Here is a 25,550-nt window from a genome sequence, read left to right as displayed (position 1 = left end):
AGTAGAGCAGTTTGGGGAAGAATAGATTAGATGGGAATATACAATACTACAAAGGTAATGTGAAAGAATAAAGGGAGTGGATATTTTGGAGATTCAATCAGGGCATTCTGTGGAACATGCGTTGCTTCATTATAAAGAAGGATTAGGAACATTTACGCAAAAAATGCCAGAATTGGCTAAGAGTTTTCAGGCATTCACAGAAGTTTGTTTTCAAGAAGGAACATTATCTAAAAAACAAAAACAGCTTATTGCATTAGGAATCAGTCTTTACTCGCAAGATGAATATTGCATTATCTACCATGTGAAGGGCTGTCTAGACCAAGGGGCAACGGAGGAAGAAATTTTGGAAACGATTGGGGTAACTGCTGCCTTTGGCGGCGGTGCAACCATGAGTCAAGCAGTTACCCTTGTTCAAGAGGCAGTTTCGGAATTAACAACATTAAAGCAATAAAATATTTTTATTGTAGATTCTTTTCGTCAAATGATTATTTTACAAAAGATCTTTCAAATATAATAGAAATTTTTTCTATTGAATTTGCTGCTGCTATTCTGAGGAACCAAAAAATTTGGTTCCTCTCCTTACATTATTAAGCAGAGAAATATTCATGCTAAGAAGTAAATGAAACTGTTGAATTCTAATTAGACTGATCAAATTAAAAATTCTTAAAATTCACACAATTTACATAAAATAAAGCTGATATTATAATGGAATCCTTTCCATTTTTCAGAGAAACAGCAAAGAACAATTCTATAGGTTGATATCAGTTTTTATTTGTTATAATATTAGAATGAGAATAAAATGATAATGAAGTTTCGACAAAATTTTTGAATAAAACTTCTTTTTATTATGGGGGTATAAAATAATGAGTCAATCGAAATTGGTAATAAATGATTTACATGTAGCAATTGATGAAAAAGAAATTATTAAAGGTCTTAACCTTGAAATTAAGGGTGGAGAAATCCATGCGATTATGGGACCAAATGGTACAGGGAAATCTACTCTATCTTCAGCGATTATGGGTCACCCAAAATATGAGATAACAAGCGGTTCCGTTACACTTGATGAGGAAGATGTATTGGAAATGGAAGTAGATGAACGTGCTCGTGCAGGCCTGTTTCTTGCTATGCAGTATCCAAGCGAAATTAGTGGAGTAACAAATGCTGACTTTTTACGTTCGGCATTAAACAGCCGTTTGGGAGAAGGAAATGAAATTTCTCTTATGAAATTTATCCGCAAAATGGACAGCAATATGGAGTTCCTTGAAATGGATCCGGATATGGCTCAAAGATATTTAAATGAAGGTTTCTCTGGCGGTGAAAAGAAACGCAATGAAATTCTTCAGCTTATGATGTTAGAACCTAAAATTGCCATTCTAGATGAAATTGATTCTGGGTTAGATATCGATGCATTAAAAGTTGTATCAAAAGGCATTAACAAAATGCGCGGCGAAGACTTTGGATGTTTAATTATTACACATTATCAAAGATTGTTAGATTATATTACACCAGATGTGGTTCATGTAATGATGCAAGGACGCATTGTGAAAACTGGCGGACCAGAGCTTGCACAGCGTTTAGAAGCAGAAGGTTACGATTGGATTAAGAAAGAGCTTGGAATCGAAGACGAAACAGTTGAACAAGAAGCGTAAGGTTAGGGGGATCGACATGACAACGGAAATTAAATTACCATTTGATCAGGAATATATTACGTCCTTTTCAAAAGATATGGGCGAACCAGCTTGGTTAACAGAATTACGTGTGAAGGCTTTTGAAAAAGCTGAAGACCTTCCGATGCCAAGACCGGATAAAACAAAAATTACTAATTGGAATTTAACTCAAATTGAAAAGCATATTGTTAGCAGTGAAGATTTTTCTGATGTTAATGAACTGCCGGAAGAAGCAAAGGCGCTTATTGACCTAGAAAAAAATAAAACATTGTATATCCAAAGAAATAACCGCCCTACTTTTTTAGCTGTTTCTAATGAGTTAAAAGAAAAAGGAGTAATATTCACTGATATTTTTACAGCTGCAAGAGAATACAGCGATCTTGTGCAAAAATATTTTATGAAAGATGCAGTAAGTGTGGATGAACATAAATTAACGGCATTGCATGCTGCATTATTAAACGGCGGAGTATTCTTATACGTTCCAAAGAATGTAGAATTAGAAGAACCGATACAGGCAATTTTCTTACATGATGATAAAGAAGCAAATCTTTTCAACCATGTATTGGTAGTTGCTGAAGATAATAGCTCTATAGTATATGTAGAGAACTATGTATCTACTGTAGATCCAGAAAATGCTGTATTTAATATTGTGACAGAAGTTATTGCAAATGCAAATGCAAAAATTCAGTATGGTGCTGTAGATAATTTGGCTAAAGGTGTTACAACATATGTAAATCGCCGCGGTATTGCTCATAGAGATGCGAAAATTGAATGGGCATTAGGTTTTATGAATGATGGAAACACTATTTCTGAGAATACTACAAATCTAATTGGCGATGGTTCATATGGCGATACAAAGTCAGTTGTTGTTGGAAGAGGAGAACAAAAACAAAACTTTACAACAAAAGTTGTCCATTTCGGCAAAAATTCAGAAGGATATATTTTAAAGCATGGTGTCATGAAAGAAAGTGCTTCATCCATCTTTAATGGAATCGGCAAAATAGAGCATGGCGCTACAAAAGCAAATGCTGAACAAGAATCTCGTGTTCTTATGCTAAGTGAAAAAGCAAGAGGAGATGCAAATCCAATTCTTTTAATTGATGAAGATGATGTAACAGCAGGACATGCTGCATCTGTTGGACGTGTGGATCCATTGCAATTGTATTATTTAATGAGCCGCGGTATTCCAAAACATGAAGCAGAAAGATTAGTTATTCATGGATTCCTTGCACCGGTTGTAGAACAGCTTCCTATTGAAGGAGTTAAAAAACAATTGGTTGAGATAATTGAAAGGAAAGTAAAATAATGAATATCCAAGATGTTCGTCAATACTTCCCTATATTAAATCAAGAAGTCAACGGTCATCCCTTGGTATATCTCGATAGTGCAGCTACATCTCAAAAACCAGTTCAAGTGATAGAAACATTGGATAAATATTATCGAGAATATAATTCAAACGTTCATCGTGGTGTTCATACATTAGGGACAAAAGCGACAGACGCATATGAAGGTGCAAGAGATAAAGTAAAAAATTTCATCAATGCAAAATCTATAGAAGAAATTATTTTTACAAGAGGAACAACAACCGCTTTAAATACTGTTGCCCAAAGTTATGCAATGGCTAATTTATCGGAGGGGGATGAAATAATCATCTCTCCGATGGAACATCACAGCAATATTATTCCATGGCAGCAAGTAGCGAAAAAAACAGGTGCTGTATTAAAATATTTTCCGTTGCAGAAAGATGGAACAATCTCTATTGCTGATGTGGAAGCGACGGTTACTTCTTCTACAAAGCTTGTCTCTGTAACATATGTTTCCAATGTTTTGGGAGTAATTAATCCAATTAAAGAGATTGCAGCAATTGCTCATAAAAATGGAGCTGTATTAGTAGTAGATGCAGCACAGGGAGCTCCGCATATGAAAGTGGATGTTCAAGATATCGACTGTGACTTTCTTGGATTTTCCGGGCATAAAATGTGCGGCCCAACAGGCATTGGCGTCTTATACGGAAAAAAAGAATTGCTTGAAAAAATGGAGCCTATTGAGTTTGGCGGAGAAATGATTGATTTTGTTGGATTATATGAATCAACATGGAAAGAGCTTCCTTGGAAGTTTGAAGCCGGAACGCCAATCATTGCAAATGCAATTGGATTAGGCGCTGCTATTGATTTTCTTCAAGAGGTTGGATTAGATAATATTATTGAACATGAACATAAAATGGCAGCATATGCAATGGAGAAAATGTCCAGCATAAATGGTCTAACCATTTATGGACCCCAAGATGCCAAAAATCGCGCAGGGGTAATTACATTCAATATAGAAGATGTTCATCCACATGATGTTGCAACTGTGTTAGATGCGGAGGGCATTGCTGTTCGTGCAGGACATCATTGTGCACAGCCATTAATGAAATGGCTTAATGTATCTGCAACTGCAAGAGCCAGTTTCTACCTATATAATTCTGAAGATGAAATTGATAAACTAGTTGAAGGAATTAGTAAAACAAAGGAGTATTTTAGCGATGTCTTTTAACAATTTAGATACACTTTATAGAAGTGTGATTATGGACCATTATAAAAACCCTCGCAATAAGGGTGTTTTAGAGGGAAGTCTAACGGTTAATATGAATAATCCAACATGTGGAGATCGCATCTTACTTACAATGCAGGTAGAAGAGGGAATAGTGAAAGATACAAAGTTTGAAGGTGAGGGCTGTTCAATCAGCATGTCTTCTGCTTCGATGATGACACAAGCAATTAAAGGAAAAACAGTAGAGGAAGCATTAACGCTCTCCAAAACATTTTCCGATATGATCCAAGGAAAAGATTATAGCGATGATATAGATTTAGGAGATATTGAAGCACTGCAGGGTGTGTGCAAATTTCCAGCAAGAATTAAATGTGCAACATTAGCATGGAAAGCAATGGAAAAAGGAGTTAATGAAGGAATCTAATTCTAGTAAGTTAGCAAATCCTTTTTGCTTAAATTTGTTAATAATTGCATATAGAATGGAGGAAAATGAAATGGCAAAAAAAGCGCCTGAAATTGGGGATTATAAATATGGATTCTCGGATAAAGACGTTTCTATCTTTCGTTCTAAACGCGGTTTAACGAAAGAAATTGTAGAAGAGATTTCAAAAATGAAAGAAGAACCACAATGGATGTTAGACTTTCGCTTAAAGTCATTAGAGCATTTTTATAAAATGCCAATGCCGCAGTGGGGTGGAGATTTAGCTTCATTAAATTTTGATGAAATTACTTATTATGTAAAACCTTCTGAGAAAACAGAAAAATCTTGGGATGAAGTTCCAGATGAAATTAAACAAACTTTTGATAAATTAGGTATACCAGAAGCAGAGCAAAAATATTTAGCAGGTGTATCTGCTCAATATGAATCTGAAGTAGTTTATCATAATATGCAAGAAGACTTGGAAGCAATGGGAATTGTCTTCAAAGATACGGATTCTGCTTTAAAAGAAAATGAAGATATCTTCAAAGAGCATTGGGCAACTGTTATACCGCCAACGGATAATAAGTTTGCAGCACTTAACTCTGCTGTTTGGTCTGGCGGCTCATTTATTTATGTGCCAAAAGGGATAAAAGTAGATACGCCATTGCAGGCATATTTCCGCATCAACTCGGAAAATATGGGACAATTCGAAAGAACATTGATTATTGTTGATGAAGGAGCACATGTTCACTATGTAGAAGGCTGTACAGCTCCAGTTTATACCACTAACTCTCTTCATAGTGCTGTTGTTGAAATTATCATCAAAAAAGATGCGTATTGCCGTTATACTACCATTCAAAACTGGGCAAACAATGTGTATAACTTAGTTACAAAACGTGCCGTTTGTGATGCAAATGCAACAATGGAATGGATTGATGGAAATATTGGATCTAAATTAACAATGAAGTATCCTGCTGTTATCCTTAAAGGAGAAGGCGCAAGAGGAATGACATTATCTATTGCGCTTGCTGGGAAAGGACAACACCAAGATGCTGGTGCAAAAATGATTCATTTAGCTCCAAATACATCTTCCACAATTGTTTCGAAATCTATTTCTAAACAAGGCGGTAAAGTTACGTATCGTGGAATTGTTCATTTTGGGCGCAAAGCAGATGGAGCACGTGCTAACATCGAATGCGATACATTGATTATGGATAATAAATCAACGTCTGATACTATTCCATACAATGAAATTTTAAATGATAATATTTCATTAGAACATGAAGCAAAAGTTTCTAAAGTTTCTGAAGAACAATTATTTTATTTAATGAGCAGAGGCATCTCAGAAGAAGAAGCAACTGAAATGATCGTAATGGGATTCATTGAACCATTTACAAAAGAATTGCCAATGGAATATGCAGTAGAAATGAACCGTTTAATCAAGTTCGAGATGGAAGGTTCAATCGGGTAATTCATGAAAAACGCATCCTATTAGGATGCGTTTTTTGCGTGTAGGAATGATAAGATGTTTTAAATTTAGAAAGTGGAAATAACTTTAAAAAGTAGTTATTTAAGTTGATTATGTTATGATAATAAGAAGAAAAACAGCTAGGTTAGTGAATAGTATAAAACGAATAATTCAATTTTTTTACACAGCCAAAAAATAAGTCTAATTATACATACTGGCAATTCCTTTAGAAGGTGATATTTTGATAAATATTGGTTTAACTGGTTGGGGAGATCATGACAGTTTATATAGGGCAAACACTTCCTCGCGCAATAAGCTAGTTGAATATGCGGCATATTTTCCTATTGTGGAAGTGGATGCTTCTTTTTATGCTGTCCAGCCGAAAAAAAACGGCGAAAAATGGAGTAGGGAGACACCTGCTGATTTTCGTTTTATCGTGAAGGCATATCAAGGAATGACGGGCCACCAAAGAGGAGAACTTCCATTTTCTACAACGGAAGAAATGTTTACAGCTTTTATAGCATCATTAGAGCCTTATCAAAAGGCAAATAAATTAAGCATGGTTTTATTTCAGTTTCCTCCTTGGTTTGATTGTATAAAAGAAAATGTTCTATATTTGCGAACTTGCAAGAAATTAATGGGAAATATACCTTGTGCATTAGAATTTAGACATCAATCTTGGTTTATGCCAAAATTTCGCGATAAAACGCTGCAATTTATGAAGGAGGAAGGGTGGATTCATAGTATTTGTGATGAACCACAAGCGGGAACAGGATCTATTCCAGCTATTATTGAGCCATCTAATGAAGAAAGTGTTTTAATACGTTTTCATGGAAGGAACGTGCAGGGCTGGCAGCAAAAAAATAATCCTAAATGGCGAGAGGTTCGTTATTTATATAAATATAATCAAAAGGAATTAGAAGAGTGGAGAGAGCATATAAACTATTTACATAGTGTTTGCAAAAATATATTTGTTGTATTCAATAATAATTCTGGTGGAGATGCTGCAGATAATGCACTACAATTAATTAAGCTATTAAATATTGAATATAAAAACTTGGCACCAAGGCAATTAGATTTGTTTTAATAGGCTCTTTTCTAAAAGATTGTTGTTTTTAAATAAGTTTGTAAACAAAAACTATTTAGGTTGATTGGAGCGGAAGGTGCGATACTCTTGTGGGAGCACCGCCCGTCCCACGGAAAGCGAGCATCCTGAAGCGGAAATTAACCTTTCCTAATATTTAGTGAATAGCAACAAAGTTTACGAAAACAGCCTTTTAATAAAAATAGGTTGAAAATTAGAGCTTAGTGTTAAACAAAACTTCAACTGATTCCAGCTTTGCTTATTTATGCAGCCTTACTTAATGGAAGAAATCGGCGAAACTCATATTTGATTTTACTACTTATCGAAAAGGAAGGCGAAAGAATGGAAGCTATCCATATATATCATACAAATGATCTACATAGTCATTTTGAAAATTGGCCGAAAATTTTTGCGCTTTTGCGAGAAAGAAAACAATGGCATATTAATGCTGGGGATTCGGTTTATTTTTTTGATATTGGAGATCATTTAGATTTATGGCATCCCTATACAGAAGCTACAAAAGGGAAAATCAATACACAATTATTAAATAATGAACATTATACGGCAGTGACGATAGGCAATAATGAAGGAATTACACTGCCATATGAAGCACTTGATCATTTATATGAAGACGCAACATTTGATGTTATTTTAGCTAATTTATATAAAGAAAATGGAGAACGCCCCAGTTGGCTAACTCCTTCTAAAATATATACAACTAACGAGGGGACAACAATTGGCGTTATCGGTTTAACTGCATATTTTAATCATCTATATGAACTGTTGGGCTGGCAATTGACCGATCCTTTTTATGAATTAGAAAAAGAACTTCTTCAATTAAGAAGCAAAGTGGATATTGTAATGGTATTATCCCATTTAGGCATTAATGAAGATGAAGAAATGGCAGCCCGTTTCCCTGAAATTGATGTTATTTTGGGTGCTCATACCCATCATATTCTTCATCAAGGCAAATTGATAAAAAATAGTCTTTTAGGTGCCGCAGGTAAATTTGGGCACTTTATTGGTCATATTGTTTTAACGGTAGATACTGCTACCAAAAAGATAATAGAAAAAAAAGCACAATTGTATGATACCAGCAAGCTGCCTGCTGTTCAGGACGAAGATAGTTTTGTCGACCGTTTGTATCAAGAAGGAAAAAAAGCTTTATCATCTCAAGTAACAACTTTAAGCAAATCATGGTCTAAAAAAGAATTGGCACTATTTTTATGCCAAGAAATAAAAACATGGTGCAATGCTGATTGTTCTATTATCAATGAAGGAATCATTTTAGGTGAATTAAAAGAAGGGCCTGTTTCCTACTTTGATTTATTAACTATTTGCCCACATCCGATTAATCCATGTAAAGTGACAATAACAGGTGCTGAATTAAAAGAAATCCTTATTGATATGCAAAATGAAAAATGGGAGCATCTTCAAGTAAAAGGACTTGGCTTTAGAGGGAATTTGTTAGGAAAAATGATTTGCTGGGGCATAGAAGCAAAAACAATCGGAGAACGAACAGTTTTTTATTTTCAGGATAAAGAACTGGTTGGTGATGCAGCATATACAGTGGCTCTTCCAGATATGTTTACTTTTGGGAATTTTTTTCCTGCTATATATCGCGCCAAAGAAAAGCAATATTTTTTGCCTGAATTTATGAGAAATATAATGGCGGAAACATTGTAAGACGCATTTAATATCAGACGGATTTTTTTTTTCGGATGCAGCAAGAAAATACACGATTTTCCCCCCTCGTGAATATACTAGTGGTAGTAAAAGAGGGGAGTGACTTGCAATGGTAGATGTATTTCCTATAACGATAGAAGATAAAATATTTATTGGCATAAGTGTACAATTACCAAAAACCAACTTGCTTGTTGTTAAAAGTGAAATAGGGTATATTATGTGCGGCGCATTAGATGTAGCATTGTTAAATGAAAAATTAAAAGATAGAAAAATTATTGCTGGAAGAGCAGTTGGAGTAAAAACCATAGAGCAATTATTAGATGCCCCGTTAGAGTCAGTAACAGCGGAAGCAGAAAATTACGGCATTTACGCAGGTATGATTGGAAAAGAAGCATTATTGAAAATGATTTAAATCTATATGATAAAATAAAGTTTATGTTAACGAAATAGTGTTCTTTAACAAAACTAACATACCAAAAATCAGATAGAGGTTATTTTCTATCTGATTCCTATTTAATCGATAGCGTTTGAGAAGTCTTTATTGGTTTTTTTTTGCATACATAGAATGTATATACATAACAAATTATAGTAGCAGGCATGAATGCCCCGCTGATTAGGCCATTGCTTTATCTTAAAGGCTCCTACTGAAAAGGCAAGAGAGTTTAGAGGAAATCTTGCATGGCCAAAAGCCCGATATAAAAGAACAAACACTTATAAGAACCACTTTTTGTGAAATGTCTGTGTAACCTATATCCTATCTTGTTTTAGGCTGCAAAAAGTGAAGGATATGGAAAAATCCTTTCTGTTTGTAGTTTCGCTTTATCGGTATAATCTTTTTTACGTATATATCTTAAATGGAATGGGAGCTTTAAATGAGATTAATCGGAACAAAGTATATTAATGAAGGAGTAAAATTAGCAAAGCCAATAATAAATGATCAAGGACTAGTTCTAATTAATAGCGGCATAGAGCTTGACAGCAATAGGATCAAACGATTAATGGAGCTTGGCATTTCTTATCTATACATAGAGGATGAACGAACAAATGATATTTATCCTAATCCAGCTATCTCAGAGAAACTAAAAAAAGCAGCAATGCAAACAATTGAGAAGAAATTTAATGAAATAAAAAATGCGGTGACTATAAAAAAGCCTATTATGATGGAAAAGGCTGTCTCAACATTTAAAAACTTGATTGGGAACGTATTGGATGAGCTTCAAACAAATAAAGAATTATTTTCGCTGATGTCAGAAGTGTTTTTATATGATAACTATATTTTTTCACATAGCTTAAATGTTACTATTTATTCATTGGCATTAGGCATCGAATTAAAATTATCACGTAAGGAGTTAGAGGTTCTCGGGTTAGGGGCCATTTTACATGATGTAGGAAAAATGAATATCCCGTTAGATATTTTGATGAAGCCACAAAAATTGACCCAAGAAGAATATGAAATCATCAAGCAGCATGCCGAAGCCGGTTTTCAAATGTTGCGAAAAGTGCACACGATGCCTTTATTAGTTGCCCATTGTGCTTATCAGCATCATGAAAGATTAAATGGTTCTGGTTACCCTCGAGGGATAACGGGTGATACTATTCATCTTTATGGAAAAATTATTGCAGTCGCAGATGTATTTGATGCAATTACATCGAACCGTGTATATAGACAAGCCATGCTGCCCCATGAGGCGTTAGAAATTCTATATACTGGTATTGATACACTATATGATGCAAAAATTGTTCAAGCATTTAAAAAATCTATTGTATTATATCCAACTGGTTTAGGAGTGACACTAAGCAATGGGGAAAAAGGAATTGTCTGCCGACAAAACAAGGGATTAAATGAACGGCCAATCATTCGTATTTTAGAGAGAAATGGATTAAAGGTTGTACCATATGAATTAGACTTAAAAGTCAATCTTGCTATTACTATTACTGGTTGTGAATCGATTTTATAAAGTTAATGGGGAAAATAGGATGTTTATTTTGAAATGAAAAAATAGATTATTGGTTCAATCGCTATTTTAAGCATAGCGAAACCAATAATCTATTTTTTATTTTCGCTGTTGCCTTTCCTGGCTTTCCCATAATCTTAAATGAGCGTATGGATCAAATGACCATTCTGTGTAGCCATTATCTTTATACATTCCATAATGCAAATGTGGCGGAAACTTTCCGGATGTGCCAGGAGGGCCATACCCAGAACTTCCAACCCCGCCAATTAACATTCCAGGTTCTACAATGGATCCGACTTTTAAGTCTTTTGAAAATCCGCTTAGATGGGCGAAATAATGATAATTATTATTTATATCTCTAATTCCAATACGCCATCCTCCGTAGCGGTTCCATCCTTTCATTTCAACGATGCCGTAAGATGTCGCTCTAACAGGAACACTATAGTCTGCGAAAATATCGGTGCCTTCGTGGATGCGTTTTCCTCCCCATCCTCTAGCATCGCCCCAGGTGCTGCGATAACTATGGTTGCTGCTTAATGGGACAGGAAAGGCATGAGAATCAAGATTTAATCTTCCAAAATGTCGATAGATCGCTGCTTTTCCCATAATAATTCCTACGGTTTTATCCCGCTTATAATAATTCCATAAGCCGATTTTAAAGTTATCCTCATCTATTCCATATTGAAGGATATAATCAGTAAATGAAGCAAGAACATCTTCATCATTTGATCTTTCTGCTTTGCCGTCTCCATTTCCATCTATACCGAACCCGCCAAACAATTCAATTGTGATTGGATTTGTATCATTGTAATCTGGATTAATGATGCCAGACCATCTTTCTTTAGAAAAATAAATCCCTGTTAAACCATCTGCTTTAGGTAAATCTCTTCTCGCAAAACGAATATTTCGTTCATATTGATCGACAGCTGCTAAATAATACCAAGGCAGTTGAGATACTGCTTCCACTTTTTTATATAAAGCTAAACGTTTATTATAGATATCTTCTTGATTCATGGCAGCAGCTACAGGTAAAGCTGGAAATGAGTATATCAAGACTGCCAATAGGATGATTAATTTATACAAATGGAGAGTCCTCCTTTCTACAGCATTGTTCTCTTATTTTGCCGAGAAAAAAGAAAAATCATTAATATCAATTAATGGTAATTATAGAACCTTCAGCTTGTAGCAAACATGCCATTATGTTAAAGTGACAAAAGAAGAATATAGAGTAGAATTTATTGTATATTATACATGTTCTCATTTACAGCTGTGTTATAGTATAGTCGCCAGATTATATAAGAGCAGTGTTTAGCAATAGGGAAATGAAATTTATAAGCTAGGAGATGAATGACAGTATGTCAGATCGAAAAGATGAATACTTGCGCAAACCTGAATGGTTAAAAATAAAATTAAATACAAATGAAAACTACACAGGCTTAAAAAAAATGATGAAAGAAAAAAAACTTCATACAGTATGTGAAGAAGCAAGATGCCCAAATATTCACGAGTGCTGGGCGGTAAGAAGAACAGCAACTTTTATGATTTTAGGGGATATTTGTACAAGGGCATGCAGATTTTGTGCTGTTAAAACAGGACTGCCTACTGAGTTGGACTGGCAAGAGCCAGAAAGAGTAGCCGACTCTGTATTTAGCATGAATCTAAAACATGCGGTTATTACAGCAGTTGCAAGAGATGATTTAAAAGACGGCGGTGCAGCAGTATTTGCAGAAACAGTCCGAGCAATTCGAAGAAAAAGTCCTTTTACCAGCATCGAAGTTCTACCGTCTGATATGGGTGGAGTGGAAGAAAACTTACGGATATTAATGGATGCAAAGCCGGATATTTTGAACCATAATATTGAAACAGTGGAGCGTTTAACGCCGAGAGTACGTGCTAGAGCTAAATATAACAGATCATTAGAGTTTTTAAGAAGAGCGAAAGAAATGTACCCAAATACTCCTACAAAGTCCAGTTTAATGATTGGTTTGGGAGAAACAAAAGAAGAAATCATTGCTACGATGGATGATTTAAGAAAAAATAATGTAGATATTATGACAATTGGACAATATTTACAGCCAACAAAAAAACATTTAAAAGTACAAAAGTACTATCATCCAGATGAATTTAAGGAATTGAAAGAAATTGCTTTAAGCAAAGGATTTAGCCATTGCGAAGCAGGTCCTTTAGTTCGTTCTTCTTACCATGCGGATGAACAAGTAAATGAAGCAAAGAAAAACCAAATGCGTACAGAACAAGCTAAAGAAGCTTAAAGAAAAGGCTCTTTTGATTGTTTCCATAACAAAAGGGAAAGGATAGTTTTACTATTCTTTCCCTTTTTCTAATATTTTCTAAAGGGGAAAGAAATAAAGCAAATTCTGTTTTCATCCCTATGTAATTATTCAGTAAAAGGTTATAATGGAAAGGAAAAATAAAAATACTCAAAATAGTGGTCAATGGATTAGAGAGAGTGCATCCTGCGTAGATCAATACATAGAAAATGGCAAAAAGCGGAGGTGACAGATTTGATTTGCATAAATAATTATTGTTATGAACTAGTGGAAGAAAGAAAAGATGGATATAATGAGGAGGCATTTAAAAATCGATATAGTGAGATTTTAACAAAATATGATTATATAGTGGGAGATTGGGGTTACGGGCAACTTCGGCTGCGCGGCTTTTTTGACGACCAAAATCAAAAATCAAGCTTTGATACAAAAATAAGCACTTTAACAGAATACTTATATGAATACTGCAATTTCGGCTGTGCTTATTTTGTTGTAAAAAAAGTAAAAAAGGGAAAATGAACTTCATGAACAAAGTAGTTTTATGAAAAAATGGTGTAATGGTTTGGGGAATGTGGAGCTTGAGAGGAATGAAGTCATGGTCAAAAACTATAATAAAAAAATAACTAAGCTGATTAATTGGAGTAAGATTTTGTTTCCAACAGTTTGGTTGAAATATTTCCCGCCGAGTTTTATTATCAGAAAACCAATCACAAAGGGCGTTAGATCTGCAATAAAAAAGGGATATGAAGTGATGGTAATTGCGTATCATATAGATAATTACGATGAAATGAAACAGCAGTTAGGTCCACATGACTTTCAACAGTATATAACTGGACTTAAACACATTTTTCAGGAAACAGTCCAAAGCGTGTTAAATACAGAAAGCGTGTTATCGCTGCATGATTTTTTTTCAGGAAATTTCACTTTATTATTGCGCGTTGATTACCGCTCGGAAACCACCGGAAATGTGGAAACATCCATACGGCAAATAGCAGATAAGGTACAAGCATCCTCAAAAGAAAAACAAAAAATAATCACTGCAAGTATAAATGCTGGCTATGCATTTATAGAGAAGGACAACATTTTTTTGCAAGAGGCAATTATGAAAGCACATCAAGTAGCCTTTTTAATGGCAGTAAAACGTCAATCGTTTAAATATGATGAAATGGCTAGCACAATCAAAAAGATTATTATCAATAAAGAAATACGTGTGCTGGCGCAGCCGATACTTGATATGGAAACAAAAGAGGTGCGTGCATGCGAAATGCTGACAAGAGGCCCTTGTGGAACTTCGCTGGAAAGCCCTTTGCGTTTATTTTCTATAGCCAAACAAATGAAGTGCTTATATGATTTGGAAATGATTGTGTTAGATAAAACATTAGAGCAAATAAAATCTACCACATGGCAGCAGGATATATTTATCAATTTTACTCCACTTACAATTGGAAATCACCGTTTTGTCCGTGAATTAATGAAAAAAATGAAAAAATATAAAGAGATTAATCCTAAAAGAATCACGATAGAAGTGACAGAAAGGGACTCCATAGAAGGGCTGCAATATTTTATTCCTAATTTAAGAGCATTGCGAGAAAAAGGCTTTCGTATTGCTGTAGATGATACAGGATCAGGTTATGCAAGCTTGCATTCTATCAATGAAATTATGCCGGATATCATCAAAATTGATCGTTCTGTTATCCAGAATATTGATAAGTCCTCTGTAAAAGAGTCCATGTTGAAAGGGATACTTTTAATCGCAAAAGAAATAGGTTCTGTAGTGGTTGCAGAAGGAATTGAAAATGAGGAAGAAGCATCGGTGCTTTCCCGCTATAATGTGGACCTTGCACAAGGGTATTTTTATGGTAGACCTGTCAGTCTAAATAGAAGCATATAAAGGGGAGAACAGACGGTATGTATTTTGTGGATCGCAAAAAAATCGAAGCGCAATTACACTATCTAGATAATCAAATTATTTTATTAGAGAATCAATCTAATTGGAATACATTAATGGAGAAGGCTGCTTTAGAAAGAATAACACATATGATGCTAGAGGTTGTTCTTGATGTTGGAAACAGCATGATAGACGGATTTATAATGAGAGATCCTGGCAGTTATGAAGACATTGTTGATATCCTAGAAGATGAAAAAGTATATTCTGAAAAAATCGCAGCAGAATTAAAACAACTTTTATTATATCGAAAAAAACTAGTTCATGATTATTTGAATATTGATCATCAGGAACTTTATGATGCTTTTGCTGCAAGAGTGCAAACATTAAAAGAATTTATTGTCGCAATTCATGATTATTTATTAAATGAGCTAGGGCCTGTAACAGCTTTTAAGAATTAAGCTGAAGGTCTTATTCGCTGCAAATTTTAATAAGGGCTATGTAAACGAATAGGATTGATAGAAGAATTTTGGCTTTGTGTATAAAAAAATTTTGAATAAGGCCAAAATCCACAGACTTCTTTAACTAAGCCTTAATAAAAAGGAGTAAAATGTATGAAACGTTTTAAAGGATATTTAATTGATTTAGATGGAACTATGTATAGAGGGACAGAAGTTATTGCAGAAGCTCGTGATTTTGTAAAAAGCTTGATAGCAGAGGACATTCCCTATTTATATGTAACAAATAATTCAACAAAAACTCCAGAGGCTGTTGCGCAAAAACTGAGAGAATTTGATATTCCAGCCAAAAAAGAAGATGTATTTACCTCCGCTATGGCTGCGGCGAATTATATTTGGGATGAAAATAACTCAGCAAAAGTATTTATGATTGGTGAAGAAGGTCTAAAAATGGCTTTATTAAATCAAAATCTTGATCTTGCTGAAGGAAATGAAACAGTTGATTATGTAGTAATTGGCATGGACCAGCATATTAATTATGAAAAATTAGCTGCGGCCTGTTTAGCTGTAAGAAAAGGCGCTTCTTATATTATTACAAATGGAGATACTGCTTTGCCTACAGAAAGAGGATTATTGCCTGGGAATGGCGCTTTGTCGTCTGTAGTAACTGTTTCCACCCAGACAAAGCCTCTTGTTATTGGCAAGCCTGAATCTATTATTGTCGATCAAGCAATTAAATTATTGGGCATAGATAAAAAGGATATTGCAATGATTGGGGATAATTATTATACAGATATATTAGCAGGTATTCATGCTGGAGTAGAGACAATATTAGTACATACTGGTGTTACAACAAAAGAAGAGCTGTCGACAATAGAAGAAAAGCCTAGTTTTATTGTGGATAGTTTAAGTGATTGGAAAGTAATAAAATAATTGGCCTATTTGACCCCAAAGAGCAATGGATATAAAAAGTTTGGGGTCAAATTTTTTAGGTTCTATTCTTTTCCTCGAACGCGATGGGCAAGTCTGCTTGAAGCTGCCGCAGCAATTGCTCCTACAATATCATCCAGGAATGTATGGCACTTTCCTGTTGATTTATCATTTAATTTTTTGAGAATGCCAGGTTTTAGTTTATCGACGTAACCATAATTGGTAAAACCGATAGAACCATAAACATTTACAATGGAGAATGCAAGTACCTCATCGACTCCATAAAGGCCCTCATCAATTTCAATTATTGATTGCAATGGAGGCTCGAGCAGTTTTTTTTCTGCTAGAACATCCAATTGTATACCTGTCAAAATAGCATTTTGAACTTCTCTTTTTGAAAGCACTCGTTCCACGTTCTCGATACAATCAGACATTTCCAAGTTAGTATGATACTTTTCTTGCAGTAGATAGACAAGGTCAGCTATATCCCGTATCTCTACGCCTCTTTCGTGCAGCCATTGTCTAGCTGTTTTTTCTGTTAGATCCATATCCTCAAATGTCATAGACTTCACCTTTTTCTTTTGTTGTAGGAACTTTTTATCCCGCATTAACGGGCAGTAAAACCCCCACTGATTGAAGTTTCACTTTATCTACTTGTGCTTATTAGTATATGCAAAAAAGTACAATTTGCTATTAAATTTTTTTTTTGAGCATAGAAATAAAGTAAGAAAAGAGGAAGGAGAGGGGCATATGATTCGTAATATTCTATACAGTAAGTATGGCATAGAGGTGGAAGAGGAGACAAGAATCGGAATATTTGAAGCGTGTATTCATAATGGAGAGTTATATACATTAGTTCCTATTGGAAATAAAAATAATGAAGAAATGGATGAATTAGAGCAATTAGTCCAGCATTTAGTGGAAAGCGGCGATCGTCAAGTTAGTCATTTTTTGGCTACTAAAGAAGGGGAAACCCGTGTTGAAATGAATGAAGAAACATTTTGTGTGCTTCAAAATCAACAATTGACTAGATTTACATCAAAACAACTAGGCAGAAAACTTGGGAAATTTCACTATAGAGGAAGAACGGTTCCTTTTAATGTAGAAAAAATCAGTCGTATTGGAAAGTGGAAAAATCTTTGGGAGAAGCGCCTTGATCAAATAGAGGGCTTTTGGAACAGCATGTTGTACAAAGAACCAGAAAGTGAATTTGATAGGTTATTTCTAGAGTCATTCCCCTATTATTTAGGGATAGCAGAAAATGCACTGCAATACTTAGTAGACGCAGAATTAGACGAGGAGCCTGCTGCTGTAGACAGTGGGACGATTTGCCATAATCGTTTTAGTAAAGAAACGTGGATGGGGGAGTATTATATTAAAAACCCTTTTGATTGGGTATTTGATCATTGTGGAAGAGATTTATCAGAGTGGTCTCGGGAACGGTATTTTCAAAATATTAAAACATACCATAGAGATATAAGGAACTTTTTCAGGGATTATCAAAGTGTTATGCCATTAAGCGCCTTTTCTTGGCGGTTAATTTACGCAAGATTGCTTTTTCCAATGCATTATATCGAATGCATTGAAAATTACTACTCTGCCTCTCATGAAGCAGATCGTTTATTTTTAGAGGATCGTTTGAAAAAATTCTTAAGCCAATCAAAGGATTCAGAGCGTTTTTTAAGTTATTTTTTCGAAAATGTGGAAGTGCCGATGAAAAAAATGAAACTTCCGGCTGTTGGCTGGCTGGCTACTTAATGTTAAAACAACATGATATTTTTTACTGAGCTTTCACTTTAAAGTGAAGGCTTTTATTAATGAAGATAAAAATTAATCTCTATTTTATAAAAAATCATATTAATTAGAAAATTTGGGTTGAATAAACGAATCATTGTTTTATAATGTAGAAAAACAATGTTAACAATATAACCAAATCTAAGTAATACTAGGGGGAAATTTTACGTGGTGAAAAAGATTTCAGAAGAATATGTAAATCACCTCTTGTCAAAAAAATAAACTAACACTATAATGTCTACTATAGGTAGACAATTGTTCGTTTATAAAGCACATCTTTAGGGGGAAAACAGATGGAAGCAATATCAATAGGTTTACTTGGGTTAGGTACAGTAGGAACAGGTGTTGTAAAAATTATTGAAAATCATCAAGATAAGATTATGCACCAAGTTGGCTGTCCGGTAAAAGTAAAAAAAGTCCTTGTGAAAAATGTAAATAAAGAAAGAGATATTTCTATTACTAAAGAAATGCTGACGACGAATGCAGAAGATATTTTAAATGATCCGGAGATAGATGTTGTAATTGAAGTAATGGGAGGAGTAGAGGAAACAAAGGACTACTTAACCAAAGCTCTTCAAAATAAAAAACATGTAGTTACAGCAAATAAAGATTTAATGGCGCTTCATGGAGCAAAACTTTTGCAGCAAGCCAGCCAAAGCGGCTGCGATCTTTTTTATGAAGCAAGTGTTGCTGGCGGCATTCCGATTTTAAGAGGTCTTGTAGATGGATTAGCATCAGATCGCATTAATAAATTGATGGGGATTGTTAATGGGACAACCAACTTTATTTTAACAAAAATGAGCAAGCAGCAAAGAACCTATAATGAGGTATTAAAAGAAGCTCAGGAACTTGGCTTTGCAGAAAGTGACCCAACTTCTGATGTAGAAGGTTTGGATGCTGCCCGCAAAATGACAATTCTTGCAACTCTTGGTTTTTCCATGAATATTAGTCTAGAAGACGTAAAGGTGCAGGGAATATCGAAAGTAACAGAAGAAGATATTCGCTATGGAAGTCAGCTTGGCTATACAATGAAGTTAATTGGAGTAGCACAACGGGATAATGAGAAGGTGGAAGTCAGTGTGCAGCCAACCTTCTTAATTGACAGTCATCCACTTGCAGCTGTAAATGATGAGTTTAATGCTGTATATGTTTTTGGAGAAGCAGTGGGGGAAACCATGTTCTATGGACCAGGTGCAGGAAGTATGCCAACAGCAACTGCAGTCGTTTCTGATTTGGTAAATGTTTTAAAGAACATGAGACTTGGCGTAAATGGAAAAGGGGCAGTGGCTCCACAGTATAAAAAGAAATTAAAAGAAGCAAATGAGATTTTTTCTAAATATTTCCTTCGATTGCAAGTAAAAGACGAGGTTGGAGTATTTGCTGAAATTACTTCAATTTTCTCACAACATGGTGTAAGCTTTGAAAAGATACTTCAACTGCCTGTAAAAGAAAAAGGGCTAGCGGAAATCGTTTTAGTGACACATCATGCGTCACTAGCAGATTATGAAAATATCTTAGTTGAATTAAGAGATTTGAAAACTGTTCAAACAGTAAAAAGTTCGTATCGTGTAGAAGGAGGAATAGTGCAATGAGATGGAAAGGCCTTTTAGAAGAATATAAAGAATTTCTGCCAGTAAATGAAGCAACACCGATGCTGACATTAAATGAGGGAAATACTCCTTTAATTAAATTAGATAAGCTTTCTGAAGAATGGGGAGTAGAATTATACGTTAAGACAGAAGGAACAAATCCTACAGGCTCTTTTAAAGACAGAGGGATGGTTATGGCTGTTGCAAAAGCAAAGGAAGCAGGGAATAATACTGTTATCTGTGCATCAACTGGAAATACATCTGCAGCGGCTGCAGCATATGCAACCCGTGCAGGCATGCGCTGTATCGTCGTAATACCAGAAGGCAAAATTGCCATGGGGAAATTGGCGCAGGCAGTAATGTATGGAGCGGAAATTATTTCAATTGAAGGAAATTTTGATCAGGCATTGCAAATGGTTCGTACAATCAGCGAAACAGAACCTGTGGCTCTTGTAAACTCTGTAAACCCGTATCGTTTAGACGGCCAAAAAACAGCAGCGTTTGAAGTATGCGATCAGCTTGGCGGGCAAGCACCAGATATTTTAGCGATTCCAGTCGGAAATGCCGGAAATATTAGTGCTTATTGGAAAGGATTTAAAGAATATCATGAAGCGAAGCAAACGGGTCTTCCAAAGATTCATGGTTTTGAAGCAGCTGGAGCAGCAGCGATCGTTCATAATAAAGTATTTGAAAATCCAGAAACGATTGCAACTGCTATTCGCATCGGAAACCCTGCTAGCTGGGAATTGGCTGTACAGGCACAAAAAGAATCAAATGGTATTATAGATGAAGTGACAGATGAAGAAATTATTGCAGCTTATCGTAAAATTGCTGCAACAGAGGGAGTATTTGCTGAACCCGGTTCTTGTGCATCTATTGCTGGAGTTTATAAACATATTCAAAGCGGAAAAATCGCTAAAGGCAGCAAAATAGTTGCAGTTTTAACAGGCAATGGACTAAAAGATCCAAATACGGCTATCGATGTAAGCCCTATTAAGCCAGTCCTTCTTCCTAATGACGAGAAAGCAGTAGCGGAACATATCAGAGGAGTAGTTCATATATGAGCGAAGGAGATATGCTTCAAATAAGGGTTCCAGCAAGTTCAGCTAATTTGGGTCCTGGTTTTGATAGTATCGGATTAGCTTTGGATTTATATTTAACACTGGATGTTACCCCTTCTGATAAATGGGAAGTAATCCCTATGGAAAAGGAATTAGAAAATTTCCCTAAAGATGACACGAATTTTATTGTAAAAACAGCAGCAGAAGTTGCAAAAAAATACAATAAAGAGTTAACGCCTTGCCAAATAAAAGTTTCAAGCAATATTCCGCTGGCGAGAGGGCTCGGATCAAGTGCTTCTGCCATAGTAGCAGGAATTGAGCTTGCAGATTGTATATGTGATCTGAAATTATCCAAAAAGGAAAAATTTCATATAGCATCATTGCTGGAGGGGCATCCGGATAATGTAGGGGCAAGCATTTTTGGTGGATTAATAATAGGGTGCCAATTAGATGAGGATATAGATGCAGAGGTTATCCATTCTATTGATTTAGAACTAGTGGCAGTAATTCCTAATGAAGAATTGCTTACAAAATCTTCAAGAGGCGTTCTGCCTGAGGTGATGTCCTATTCTGAATCGGTTGCAGCAGGGGCAGTTTCTAATTTATTAGTTGCAGCACTTTTAACAGGAAATATGGAATTAGCGGGAAAAATGATGACAAAGGATAAATATCATCAGCCGTACCGCAAAGTTTTAGTTCCTCATCTGCAAGTAATCGAAGATCATGCCCTTGAGTTTGGAGCATATGGCGTTACTTTGAGTGGTGCTGGTCCTACTGTATTATGTTTTATCAAAAAAGGACAAAGCTCTGCCGTAATCAATGGATTAAAAGAATTACTTCCCAATATGGATTATTTGCCAATTCATGTAGATTATAAAGGTAGTTGTGTAACAGGAAGTTTAGACTATGCTTTATTAAAAAAATAAGTGGGAATTCTTGTTTCTTGACTGCTTTTTAGTCTTTGGAGCAAGGATTTTTTTTATCAGGAAAGTTATATTAAGCATAAAAAAGAAGACACCATGAAAGGGATGTACTGCGAGTGTAAAATCCCACAAGCAATGTCTCTTTGAAGGTGTCTCTTTTATTTGGAATGCTTAGAATACTTGTTCTACTTCCATAACTCCAGGAACTTCTTCTAATAATGCACGCTCTATACCAGCTTTTAAAGTGATTGTAGAACTTGGGCAAGAGCCACAAGCGCCTAATAAACGCAATTTAACAATACCATCTTCTACGTCCACTAATTCACAGTCTCCACCATCTCTTAAAAGGAATGGGCGCAATTTATCTAATACTTCCTGAACTTGTTCTTTCATTTCTAATTCTGCCATATATATCGACTCCTTTCCTATTCTTTATTATAATCACAATAAGACAAAAAATCTATTATAGAAGTAGTAAATCATTTAAACAATAAATGGTACTTATTAAGCTAGAAGAATGCAGCTAGAAATATATAAGCAAGGGAGCGATAAGTGTGATAAAAGAAGTCGAAGTCAGCATCTATGGGGCAGAACAAATTTGTGCAAGCTGTGTGAATTTGCCATCATCAAAAGATACGTATGAATGGCTGCAAGCAGCAATTGGAAGGAAATTTCCCGACCAAAAATTTTCGATTAAATATTATGATATTTTTCAGCCGCCTGCAGATGAAGCAAAAAATGCTTTTTGCAAAAGAGTTATTGAAGAAGATTTGTTTTATCCAGTTGTGGTGATTGAAGGCGAGATTATAGGAGAAGGCAATCCTCGTTTGAAGTCAATTTATGCAGAATTTGAAAAATATGGTTATATCAGCATGTGAAAAAGAGGAAACTCTTTTAGTTAAAAGCTGTTTTCGTAAACTTTGTCGCTGTTTAATCAACAAAGGAGCAAGTTGATTTCTTTGTGAGGATGCTCGCTTTCTGCGGGGCAGGTGGTGAGCATCCTCAAGAATGCGATGAATTGCACGGCCACCTGTCCCACTAATTTCGCAACTTATGCTCTAATCAATTTGCTTTTTTATGGTTTGCGTCAACAAGATCTATTTAAAAACAATTATCTTTTAGGAAGCAGCTTAGTTAAACCAGTTTTTTGTTCATTAAAATCTAAATGTTTTTTTCTTTTTTGTTTTATCCTTCCAAAGCACTCCTAATTTAATGAGGCGTGGCACTCTTCCAGTTAATGGGGTATTGGCAACTAATCCAAAACCATGTTTGCTGCCTAAAGAGCCTAAAATTCCTTTTAATTTTATTTCAGGCATCTTTTCAGGCAGTTTTTCCCCTTTCCAGCGGGCAATCAGTACTGTTGCAATTTGCTCAGCCTGTCCTTCGGCAAGTTGAGCACTTTGTGGTTTGTTTAAACTAGCGCAATCCCCAACAACAAAAACGTGCTTATTATTTGGCAGATGATGATATTTACTTAAGATAACACGTCCTTTATTATCTTTTTCTACTTGGAGGTTTTGTACCACTTTATTTGGTTTTACTCCTGCTGTCCAAACAATACAATCAAAATGCTCTTCCTCTCCGTGATTGTAGACGGTATTTTTTTTAATCTCTGTTATCTTGCTGCAGCGAATAATCTTTACTTGATGTGTTTCAAACCATTTTTCTACATATTTGCTGACACGAGGTGGATAAAAAGACAAAATATTTTTCCCTCTGTCAAAAAGGGTTATGTGTAAATCAGACCTGCTTTCTTGCAACTCTGAAGCCAATTCTACTCCGCTTAAGCCAGCACCAATAATCGCAACCTTAGATTTTGGAAGGAGCTGATTTAGTTCTTGATGAGTTCTTCTCGATTTTTCAATAGATTGAATGCTATGTGTATATGTATCCGCACCTGCAACATTGTGGTAATTATCTTCACAGCCGAGTCCGATAATTAAATCATCATATAAAATAGTAATTTTATTCTTTAATAAAATTCTATTATGCTGTAAATCAATTTCACCCACTTCTCCTTCAATAAAGGATACTTGAGGATGCTCCGGAAAGGGAATGCGGATATGATTATCTGATATAGTTCCTGCAGCTAAGGCGTAATATTCCGTTTTTAGAAAATGGTAGGGTGTTTTATCAATAAGTGTTACTAAAATATTGTATGGCAAATGAGGAATAATACTAGTAAGAAGCTTTATCCCGCCATAGCCACCTCCAAGAATAACAAGATTTTTCATACAACGTCCCCTTTAAAAGTAAATTATTGCGAAACTTATTTGGTAATGATTTATTATTCCATTATGGAGTTTACAAGTTTTAGATAAACAAAGTACAAGCAATAATAGTGCTTATAATCAGCCAGTTTCTGCCGACTAAATTTTTGTGTCTTTCCCTGCTTTTTAGATGAGGGCTTTATTGCCTATTCAATTGGGAAAAAGGCGAAAAACTTTGTCCTGATACAACAGTATATTAATGGATAGAGCAACTTTATTCTTGATTATTAAAATGAAAAAAGATACGATATGTTGTATTAAAGAGGTGAGAAACTTGTTTAAACCAATTATAGAATTCTGCCTTAGTAATCTTTCTTCTGGATCACAAGCAGCCAAAGAAATTTTAGAAAGCGATGAAAATTTAGATGTATTGGATTATGGCTGTTTAGGACTATGTGGGCAATGTGGCGAATCTTTATTTGCATTGGTAAATGGGGAAGTAGTGACAGGGGAAACTACAGAAGAATTAGTTAAAAATGTTTATACATTTATAGAGGAAGATCCCTTTTTTTAAATAAAGCCCCCTGTTAAACGTATCTGTTGATTTCCACTACAGGCCTTTGTTTCAATCAATAATAAACTTTAACATAGCCTGAATAAAAGAAATTGTCCAAAAAGAAAAATCTATTAACATTTAATAATAAAAATGTTGGTATAACAGCATTCTTGAACATAAAAAGGGTTATCCAATAGTTGGCGAATTAACTTATTGGATAATCCCTTTGTCTTTTATCAGATGTAAGCTCTAGTTTATGTAAATCATGTATGGGGAAATTCCTTGATTCTACTCCAGCTTTCTTTGGCTAAATGAATGATATTAGGTTCAACCGTGTTAGTTTGCTGCTCAATAACACGAGAAAAGTATTTTATTGCTTTGGAGATTTGTCCAGTTCTTCTAGCTAGTTCTCCTATTAAATACATCGTTTTTAATTCAGAGACTATTGTTCCTTTATAGTCTCCTGTCATATAAGAAGCTTCATATTCTTGCAGGGCAAGAAGAAGGAATCGATTCTCTTGCTTCTTCTCAAGAATGGAGCGGTATATCCATGCCAATCTTATATATAAGCCTCCAATTAAAACATGTTTTTCTTCTCGCAATGTCGCACAATAAGTCGCTAGCTTATAAGATGTAATAGCATCGCTGAGAGAGCGCTTGCTGCCAAAAGAACGAGGTGTCCACTGGTTGCATACTTTTTCAATTAAAAGCATTTTTTCATTAAATGAAAATTTAGGAGTGGATTCTTCATGAAAGGAAAATCCGCAAGCTGGACAAACATGTACATAATAAAATAATGGATTATTACTATCAGCATATGTAGGAGAAAAGTCTGAATCAAGGTTTAACACATTAACAAACTTTATGCGGATTTTTTTTGTTGTAAAATCAGTGCCGCATAATAAACATGTACATTGCTTATCGTAAAGTGGTTCTATACTAGTCATCATCGCACCTTCCTGAAGATAGGGAATATAGTTCAAAATGATTATACACGAAATAGTACTATTATACTTGTTTGTTTTGATGGTTTATAAAAAAAAATT

25 protein-coding genes and 1 pseudogene are annotated in these 25,550 nt (G+C 35.1%); 21 read left to right on the top strand and 5 right to left on the bottom strand.

Going from position 1 to position 25,550, the window contains the following annotated elements:
- The first annotated feature begins 85 nt into the window (after positions 1-85).
- The 10 genes from NCCP28_RS12925 (at position 86) to NCCP28_RS12880 (ending at position 10,816) form a co-directional block, all read left to right on the top strand.
- Positions 86-451, top strand: coding sequence for a carboxymuconolactone decarboxylase family protein (locus NCCP28_RS12925; RefSeq protein WP_248561838.1), 366 nt, complete (start codon positions 86-88; stop codon positions 449-451).
- Positions 452-863: 412 nt separating this feature from the next.
- Positions 864-1,649, top strand: coding sequence for a Fe-S cluster assembly ATPase SufC (sufC, locus tag NCCP28_RS12920; protein ID WP_248561837.1), 786 nt, complete (start codon positions 864-866; stop codon positions 1,647-1,649).
- Between the two features lie 16 nt (positions 1,650-1,665).
- Positions 1,666-2,973, top strand: a complete 1,308-nt coding sequence (gene sufD / locus NCCP28_RS12915) for a Fe-S cluster assembly protein SufD (protein ID WP_248561836.1) — start codon at positions 1,666-1,668, stop codon at positions 2,971-2,973.
- Positions 2,973-4,202: a cysteine desulfurase gene (locus NCCP28_RS12910; protein ID WP_248561835.1), complete on the top strand. Its 1,230-nt coding sequence runs from the start codon at positions 2,973-2,975 to the stop codon at positions 4,200-4,202. Before sufD ends, NCCP28_RS12910 begins: the two co-directional genes overlap by 1 nt.
- A complete protein-coding gene (gene sufU, locus NCCP28_RS12905) occupies positions 4,192-4,623 on the top strand; it encodes a Fe-S cluster assembly sulfur transfer protein SufU (RefSeq protein ID WP_248561834.1) in 432 nt (143 codons plus the stop codon). The genes NCCP28_RS12910 and sufU overlap by 11 nt, the downstream gene beginning before the upstream one ends.
- Before the next feature lie 70 nt (positions 4,624-4,693).
- Positions 4,694-6,091: a Fe-S cluster assembly protein SufB gene (sufB, locus tag NCCP28_RS12900; RefSeq protein ID WP_248561833.1), complete on the top strand. Its 1,398-nt coding sequence runs from the start codon at positions 4,694-4,696 to the stop codon at positions 6,089-6,091.
- A gap of 238 nt (positions 6,092-6,329) precedes the next feature.
- Entirely contained in the window at positions 6,330-7,175 is an 846-nt protein-coding gene (locus NCCP28_RS12895) for a DUF72 domain-containing protein (RefSeq protein WP_248561832.1), read from the top strand.
- A gap of 339 nt (positions 7,176-7,514) precedes the next feature.
- The gene (locus NCCP28_RS12890; RefSeq protein ID WP_248561831.1) at positions 7,515-8,858 is read left to right on the top strand and encodes a bifunctional metallophosphatase/5'-nucleotidase; all 1,344 of its coding nucleotides are present in this window, start codon (positions 7,515-7,517) and stop codon (positions 8,856-8,858) included.
- 109 nt (positions 8,859-8,967) lie between these two features.
- On the top strand, positions 8,968-9,270 hold the full coding sequence (locus NCCP28_RS12885) for a YunC family protein (protein ID WP_248561830.1): 303 nt from the start codon (positions 8,968-8,970) through the stop codon (positions 9,268-9,270).
- Positions 9,271-9,730: 460 nt separating this feature from the next.
- A complete protein-coding gene (locus tag NCCP28_RS12880) occupies positions 9,731-10,816 on the top strand; it encodes an HD-GYP domain-containing protein (protein WP_248561829.1) in 1,086 nt (361 codons plus the stop codon).
- 96 nt (positions 10,817-10,912) lie between these two features.
- Here NCCP28_RS12880 and NCCP28_RS12875 read toward each other — a convergent pair whose 3' ends face one another.
- Positions 10,913-11,827 (bottom strand): M23 family metallopeptidase, encoded by a 915-nt coding sequence (locus NCCP28_RS12875; RefSeq protein ID WP_248562192.1) that lies wholly within the window; start codon positions 11,825-11,827, stop codon positions 10,913-10,915.
- 341 nt (positions 11,828-12,168) lie between these two features.
- Here NCCP28_RS12875 and lipA point away from each other — a divergent pair, with 341 nt between their 5' ends.
- The 5 genes from lipA (at position 12,169) to NCCP28_RS12850 (ending at position 16,374) form a co-directional block, all read left to right on the top strand.
- The gene (gene lipA, locus NCCP28_RS12870) at positions 12,169-13,083 is read left to right on the top strand and encodes a lipoyl synthase (RefSeq protein WP_248561828.1); all 915 of its coding nucleotides are present in this window, start codon (positions 12,169-12,171) and stop codon (positions 13,081-13,083) included.
- Positions 13,084-13,335: 252 nt separating this feature from the next.
- Positions 13,336-13,617 carry a YutD family protein gene (locus tag NCCP28_RS12865; protein ID WP_248561827.1) on the top strand — a complete coding sequence of 94 codons (282 nt, stop codon included), beginning with the start codon at positions 13,336-13,338 and terminating at the stop codon, positions 13,615-13,617.
- Between the two features lie 130 nt (positions 13,618-13,747).
- Positions 13,748-14,989 carry an EAL domain-containing protein gene (locus NCCP28_RS12860; protein WP_248561826.1) on the top strand — a complete coding sequence of 414 codons (1,242 nt, stop codon included), beginning with the start codon at positions 13,748-13,750 and terminating at the stop codon, positions 14,987-14,989.
- Between the two features lie 17 nt (positions 14,990-15,006).
- On the top strand, positions 15,007-15,444 hold the full coding sequence (locus NCCP28_RS12855) for a DUF86 domain-containing protein (RefSeq protein WP_248561825.1): 438 nt from the start codon (positions 15,007-15,009) through the stop codon (positions 15,442-15,444).
- A gap of 153 nt (positions 15,445-15,597) precedes the next feature.
- On the top strand, positions 15,598-16,374 hold the full coding sequence (locus NCCP28_RS12850) for a TIGR01457 family HAD-type hydrolase (RefSeq protein WP_248561824.1): 777 nt from the start codon (positions 15,598-15,600) through the stop codon (positions 16,372-16,374).
- 62 nt (positions 16,375-16,436) lie between these two features.
- Here the strand turns inward: NCCP28_RS12850 and NCCP28_RS12845 are convergent, their stop codons facing one another.
- Positions 16,437-16,934: a phosphatidylglycerophosphatase A family protein gene (locus tag NCCP28_RS12845; RefSeq protein WP_248561823.1), complete on the bottom strand. Its 498-nt coding sequence runs from the start codon at positions 16,932-16,934 to the stop codon at positions 16,437-16,439.
- 187 nt (positions 16,935-17,121) lie between these two features.
- Here NCCP28_RS12845 and yutH point away from each other — a divergent pair, with 187 nt between their 5' ends.
- The 4 genes from yutH (at position 17,122) to thrB (ending at position 21,741) form a co-directional block, all read left to right on the top strand.
- Positions 17,122-18,129, top strand: coding sequence for a spore coat putative kinase YutH (gene yutH, locus NCCP28_RS12840; protein ID WP_248561822.1), 1,008 nt, complete (start codon positions 17,122-17,124; stop codon positions 18,127-18,129).
- 329 nt (positions 18,130-18,458) lie between these two features.
- Positions 18,459-19,757, top strand: a complete 1,299-nt coding sequence (locus NCCP28_RS12835; protein WP_248561821.1) for a homoserine dehydrogenase — start codon at positions 18,459-18,461, stop codon at positions 19,755-19,757.
- Positions 19,754-20,818 carry a threonine synthase gene (gene thrC / locus NCCP28_RS12830; protein ID WP_248561820.1) on the top strand — a complete coding sequence of 355 codons (1,065 nt, stop codon included), beginning with the start codon at positions 19,754-19,756 and terminating at the stop codon, positions 20,816-20,818. The genes NCCP28_RS12835 and thrC overlap by 4 nt, the downstream gene beginning before the upstream one ends.
- Positions 20,815-21,741: a homoserine kinase gene (thrB, locus tag NCCP28_RS12825; RefSeq protein WP_248561819.1), complete on the top strand. Its 927-nt coding sequence runs from the start codon at positions 20,815-20,817 to the stop codon at positions 21,739-21,741. Before thrC ends, thrB begins: the two co-directional genes overlap by 4 nt.
- 168 nt (positions 21,742-21,909) lie before the next feature.
- Here the strand turns inward: thrB and NCCP28_RS12820 are convergent.
- Positions 21,910-22,205 (bottom strand): annotated as a pseudogene (locus tag NCCP28_RS12820) (NifU family protein).
- 87 nt (positions 22,206-22,292) lie between these two features.
- Between NCCP28_RS12820 and NCCP28_RS12815 the strand changes: the two are divergent.
- Positions 22,293-22,616 carry a YuzD family protein gene (locus tag NCCP28_RS12815; protein WP_248561818.1) on the top strand — a complete coding sequence of 108 codons (324 nt, stop codon included), beginning with the start codon at positions 22,293-22,295 and terminating at the stop codon, positions 22,614-22,616.
- A gap of 276 nt (positions 22,617-22,892) precedes the next feature.
- Here the strand turns inward: NCCP28_RS12815 and NCCP28_RS12810 are convergent, their stop codons facing one another.
- Entirely contained in the window at positions 22,893-23,972 is a 1,080-nt protein-coding gene (locus NCCP28_RS12810) for an NAD(P)/FAD-dependent oxidoreductase (RefSeq protein ID WP_248561817.1), read from the bottom strand.
- 310 nt (positions 23,973-24,282) lie between these two features.
- On the opposite strand from NCCP28_RS12810, the gene NCCP28_RS12805 reads away from it, so the two are divergent.
- Positions 24,283-24,522, top strand: coding sequence for a YuzB family protein (locus NCCP28_RS12805; protein WP_375709405.1), 240 nt, complete (start codon positions 24,283-24,285; stop codon positions 24,520-24,522).
- Positions 24,523-24,767: 245 nt separating this feature from the next.
- Here the strand turns inward: NCCP28_RS12805 and NCCP28_RS12800 are convergent, their stop codons facing one another.
- Entirely contained in the window at positions 24,768-25,454 is a 687-nt protein-coding gene (locus NCCP28_RS12800) for a DUF2225 domain-containing protein (protein WP_309296628.1), read from the bottom strand.
- Between the last annotated feature and the right edge of the window lie 96 nt (positions 25,455-25,550).

The organism is Niallia sp. NCCP-28, from assembly GCF_023168165.1.
Lineage (GTDB): Bacteria > Bacillota > Bacilli > Bacillales > Cytobacillaceae > Niallia.
This window is presented reverse-complemented; position numbering and strand designations above follow the sequence as displayed.

Bases quoted from the DNA above. Each gene is read 5' to 3' on its own strand.
- sufC (WP_248561837.1), top strand. From the start codon at position 864: ATGAGTCAATCGAAATTGGTAATAAATGATTTACATGTAGCAATTGAT.
- sufD (WP_248561836.1), top strand. From the start codon at position 1,666: ATGACAACGGAAATTAAATTACCATTTGATCAGGAATATATTACGTCC.
- NCCP28_RS12910 (WP_248561835.1), top strand. From the start codon at position 2,973: ATGAATATCCAAGATGTTCGTCAATACTTCCCTATATTAAATCAAGAA.
- sufU (WP_248561834.1), top strand. From the start codon at position 4,192: ATGTCTTTTAACAATTTAGATACACTTTATAGAAGTGTGATTATGGAC.
- sufB (WP_248561833.1), top strand. From the start codon at position 4,694: ATGGCAAAAAAAGCGCCTGAAATTGGGGATTATAAATATGGATTCTCG.
- NCCP28_RS12890 (WP_248561831.1), top strand. From the start codon at position 7,515: ATGGAAGCTATCCATATATATCATACAAATGATCTACATAGTCATTTT.
- NCCP28_RS12885 (WP_248561830.1), top strand. From the start codon at position 8,968: ATGGTAGATGTATTTCCTATAACGATAGAAGATAAAATATTTATTGGC.
- NCCP28_RS12880 (WP_248561829.1), top strand. From the start codon at position 9,731: ATGAGATTAATCGGAACAAAGTATATTAATGAAGGAGTAAAATTAGCA.
- NCCP28_RS12875 (WP_248562192.1), bottom strand. From the start codon at position 11,827: ATGAATCAAGAAGATATCTATAATAAACGTTTAGCTTTATATAAAAAA.
- lipA (WP_248561828.1), top strand. From the start codon at position 12,169: ATGTCAGATCGAAAAGATGAATACTTGCGCAAACCTGAATGGTTAAAA.
- NCCP28_RS12855 (WP_248561825.1), top strand. From the start codon at position 15,007: ATGTATTTTGTGGATCGCAAAAAAATCGAAGCGCAATTACACTATCTA.
- NCCP28_RS12850 (WP_248561824.1), top strand. From the start codon at position 15,598: ATGAAACGTTTTAAAGGATATTTAATTGATTTAGATGGAACTATGTAT.
- NCCP28_RS12845 (WP_248561823.1), bottom strand. From the start codon at position 16,934: ATGACATTTGAGGATATGGATCTAACAGAAAAAACAGCTAGACAATGG.
- yutH (WP_248561822.1), top strand. From the start codon at position 17,122: ATGATTCGTAATATTCTATACAGTAAGTATGGCATAGAGGTGGAAGAG.
- NCCP28_RS12835 (WP_248561821.1), top strand. From the start codon at position 18,459: ATGGAAGCAATATCAATAGGTTTACTTGGGTTAGGTACAGTAGGAACA.
- thrC (WP_248561820.1), top strand. From the start codon at position 19,754: ATGAGATGGAAAGGCCTTTTAGAAGAATATAAAGAATTTCTGCCAGTA.
- thrB (WP_248561819.1), top strand. From the start codon at position 20,815: ATGAGCGAAGGAGATATGCTTCAAATAAGGGTTCCAGCAAGTTCAGCT.
- NCCP28_RS12810 (WP_248561817.1), bottom strand. From the start codon at position 23,972: ATGAAAAATCTTGTTATTCTTGGAGGTGGCTATGGCGGGATAAAGCTT.
- NCCP28_RS12800 (WP_309296628.1), bottom strand. From the start codon at position 25,454: ATGATGACTAGTATAGAACCACTTTACGATAAGCAATGTACATGTTTA.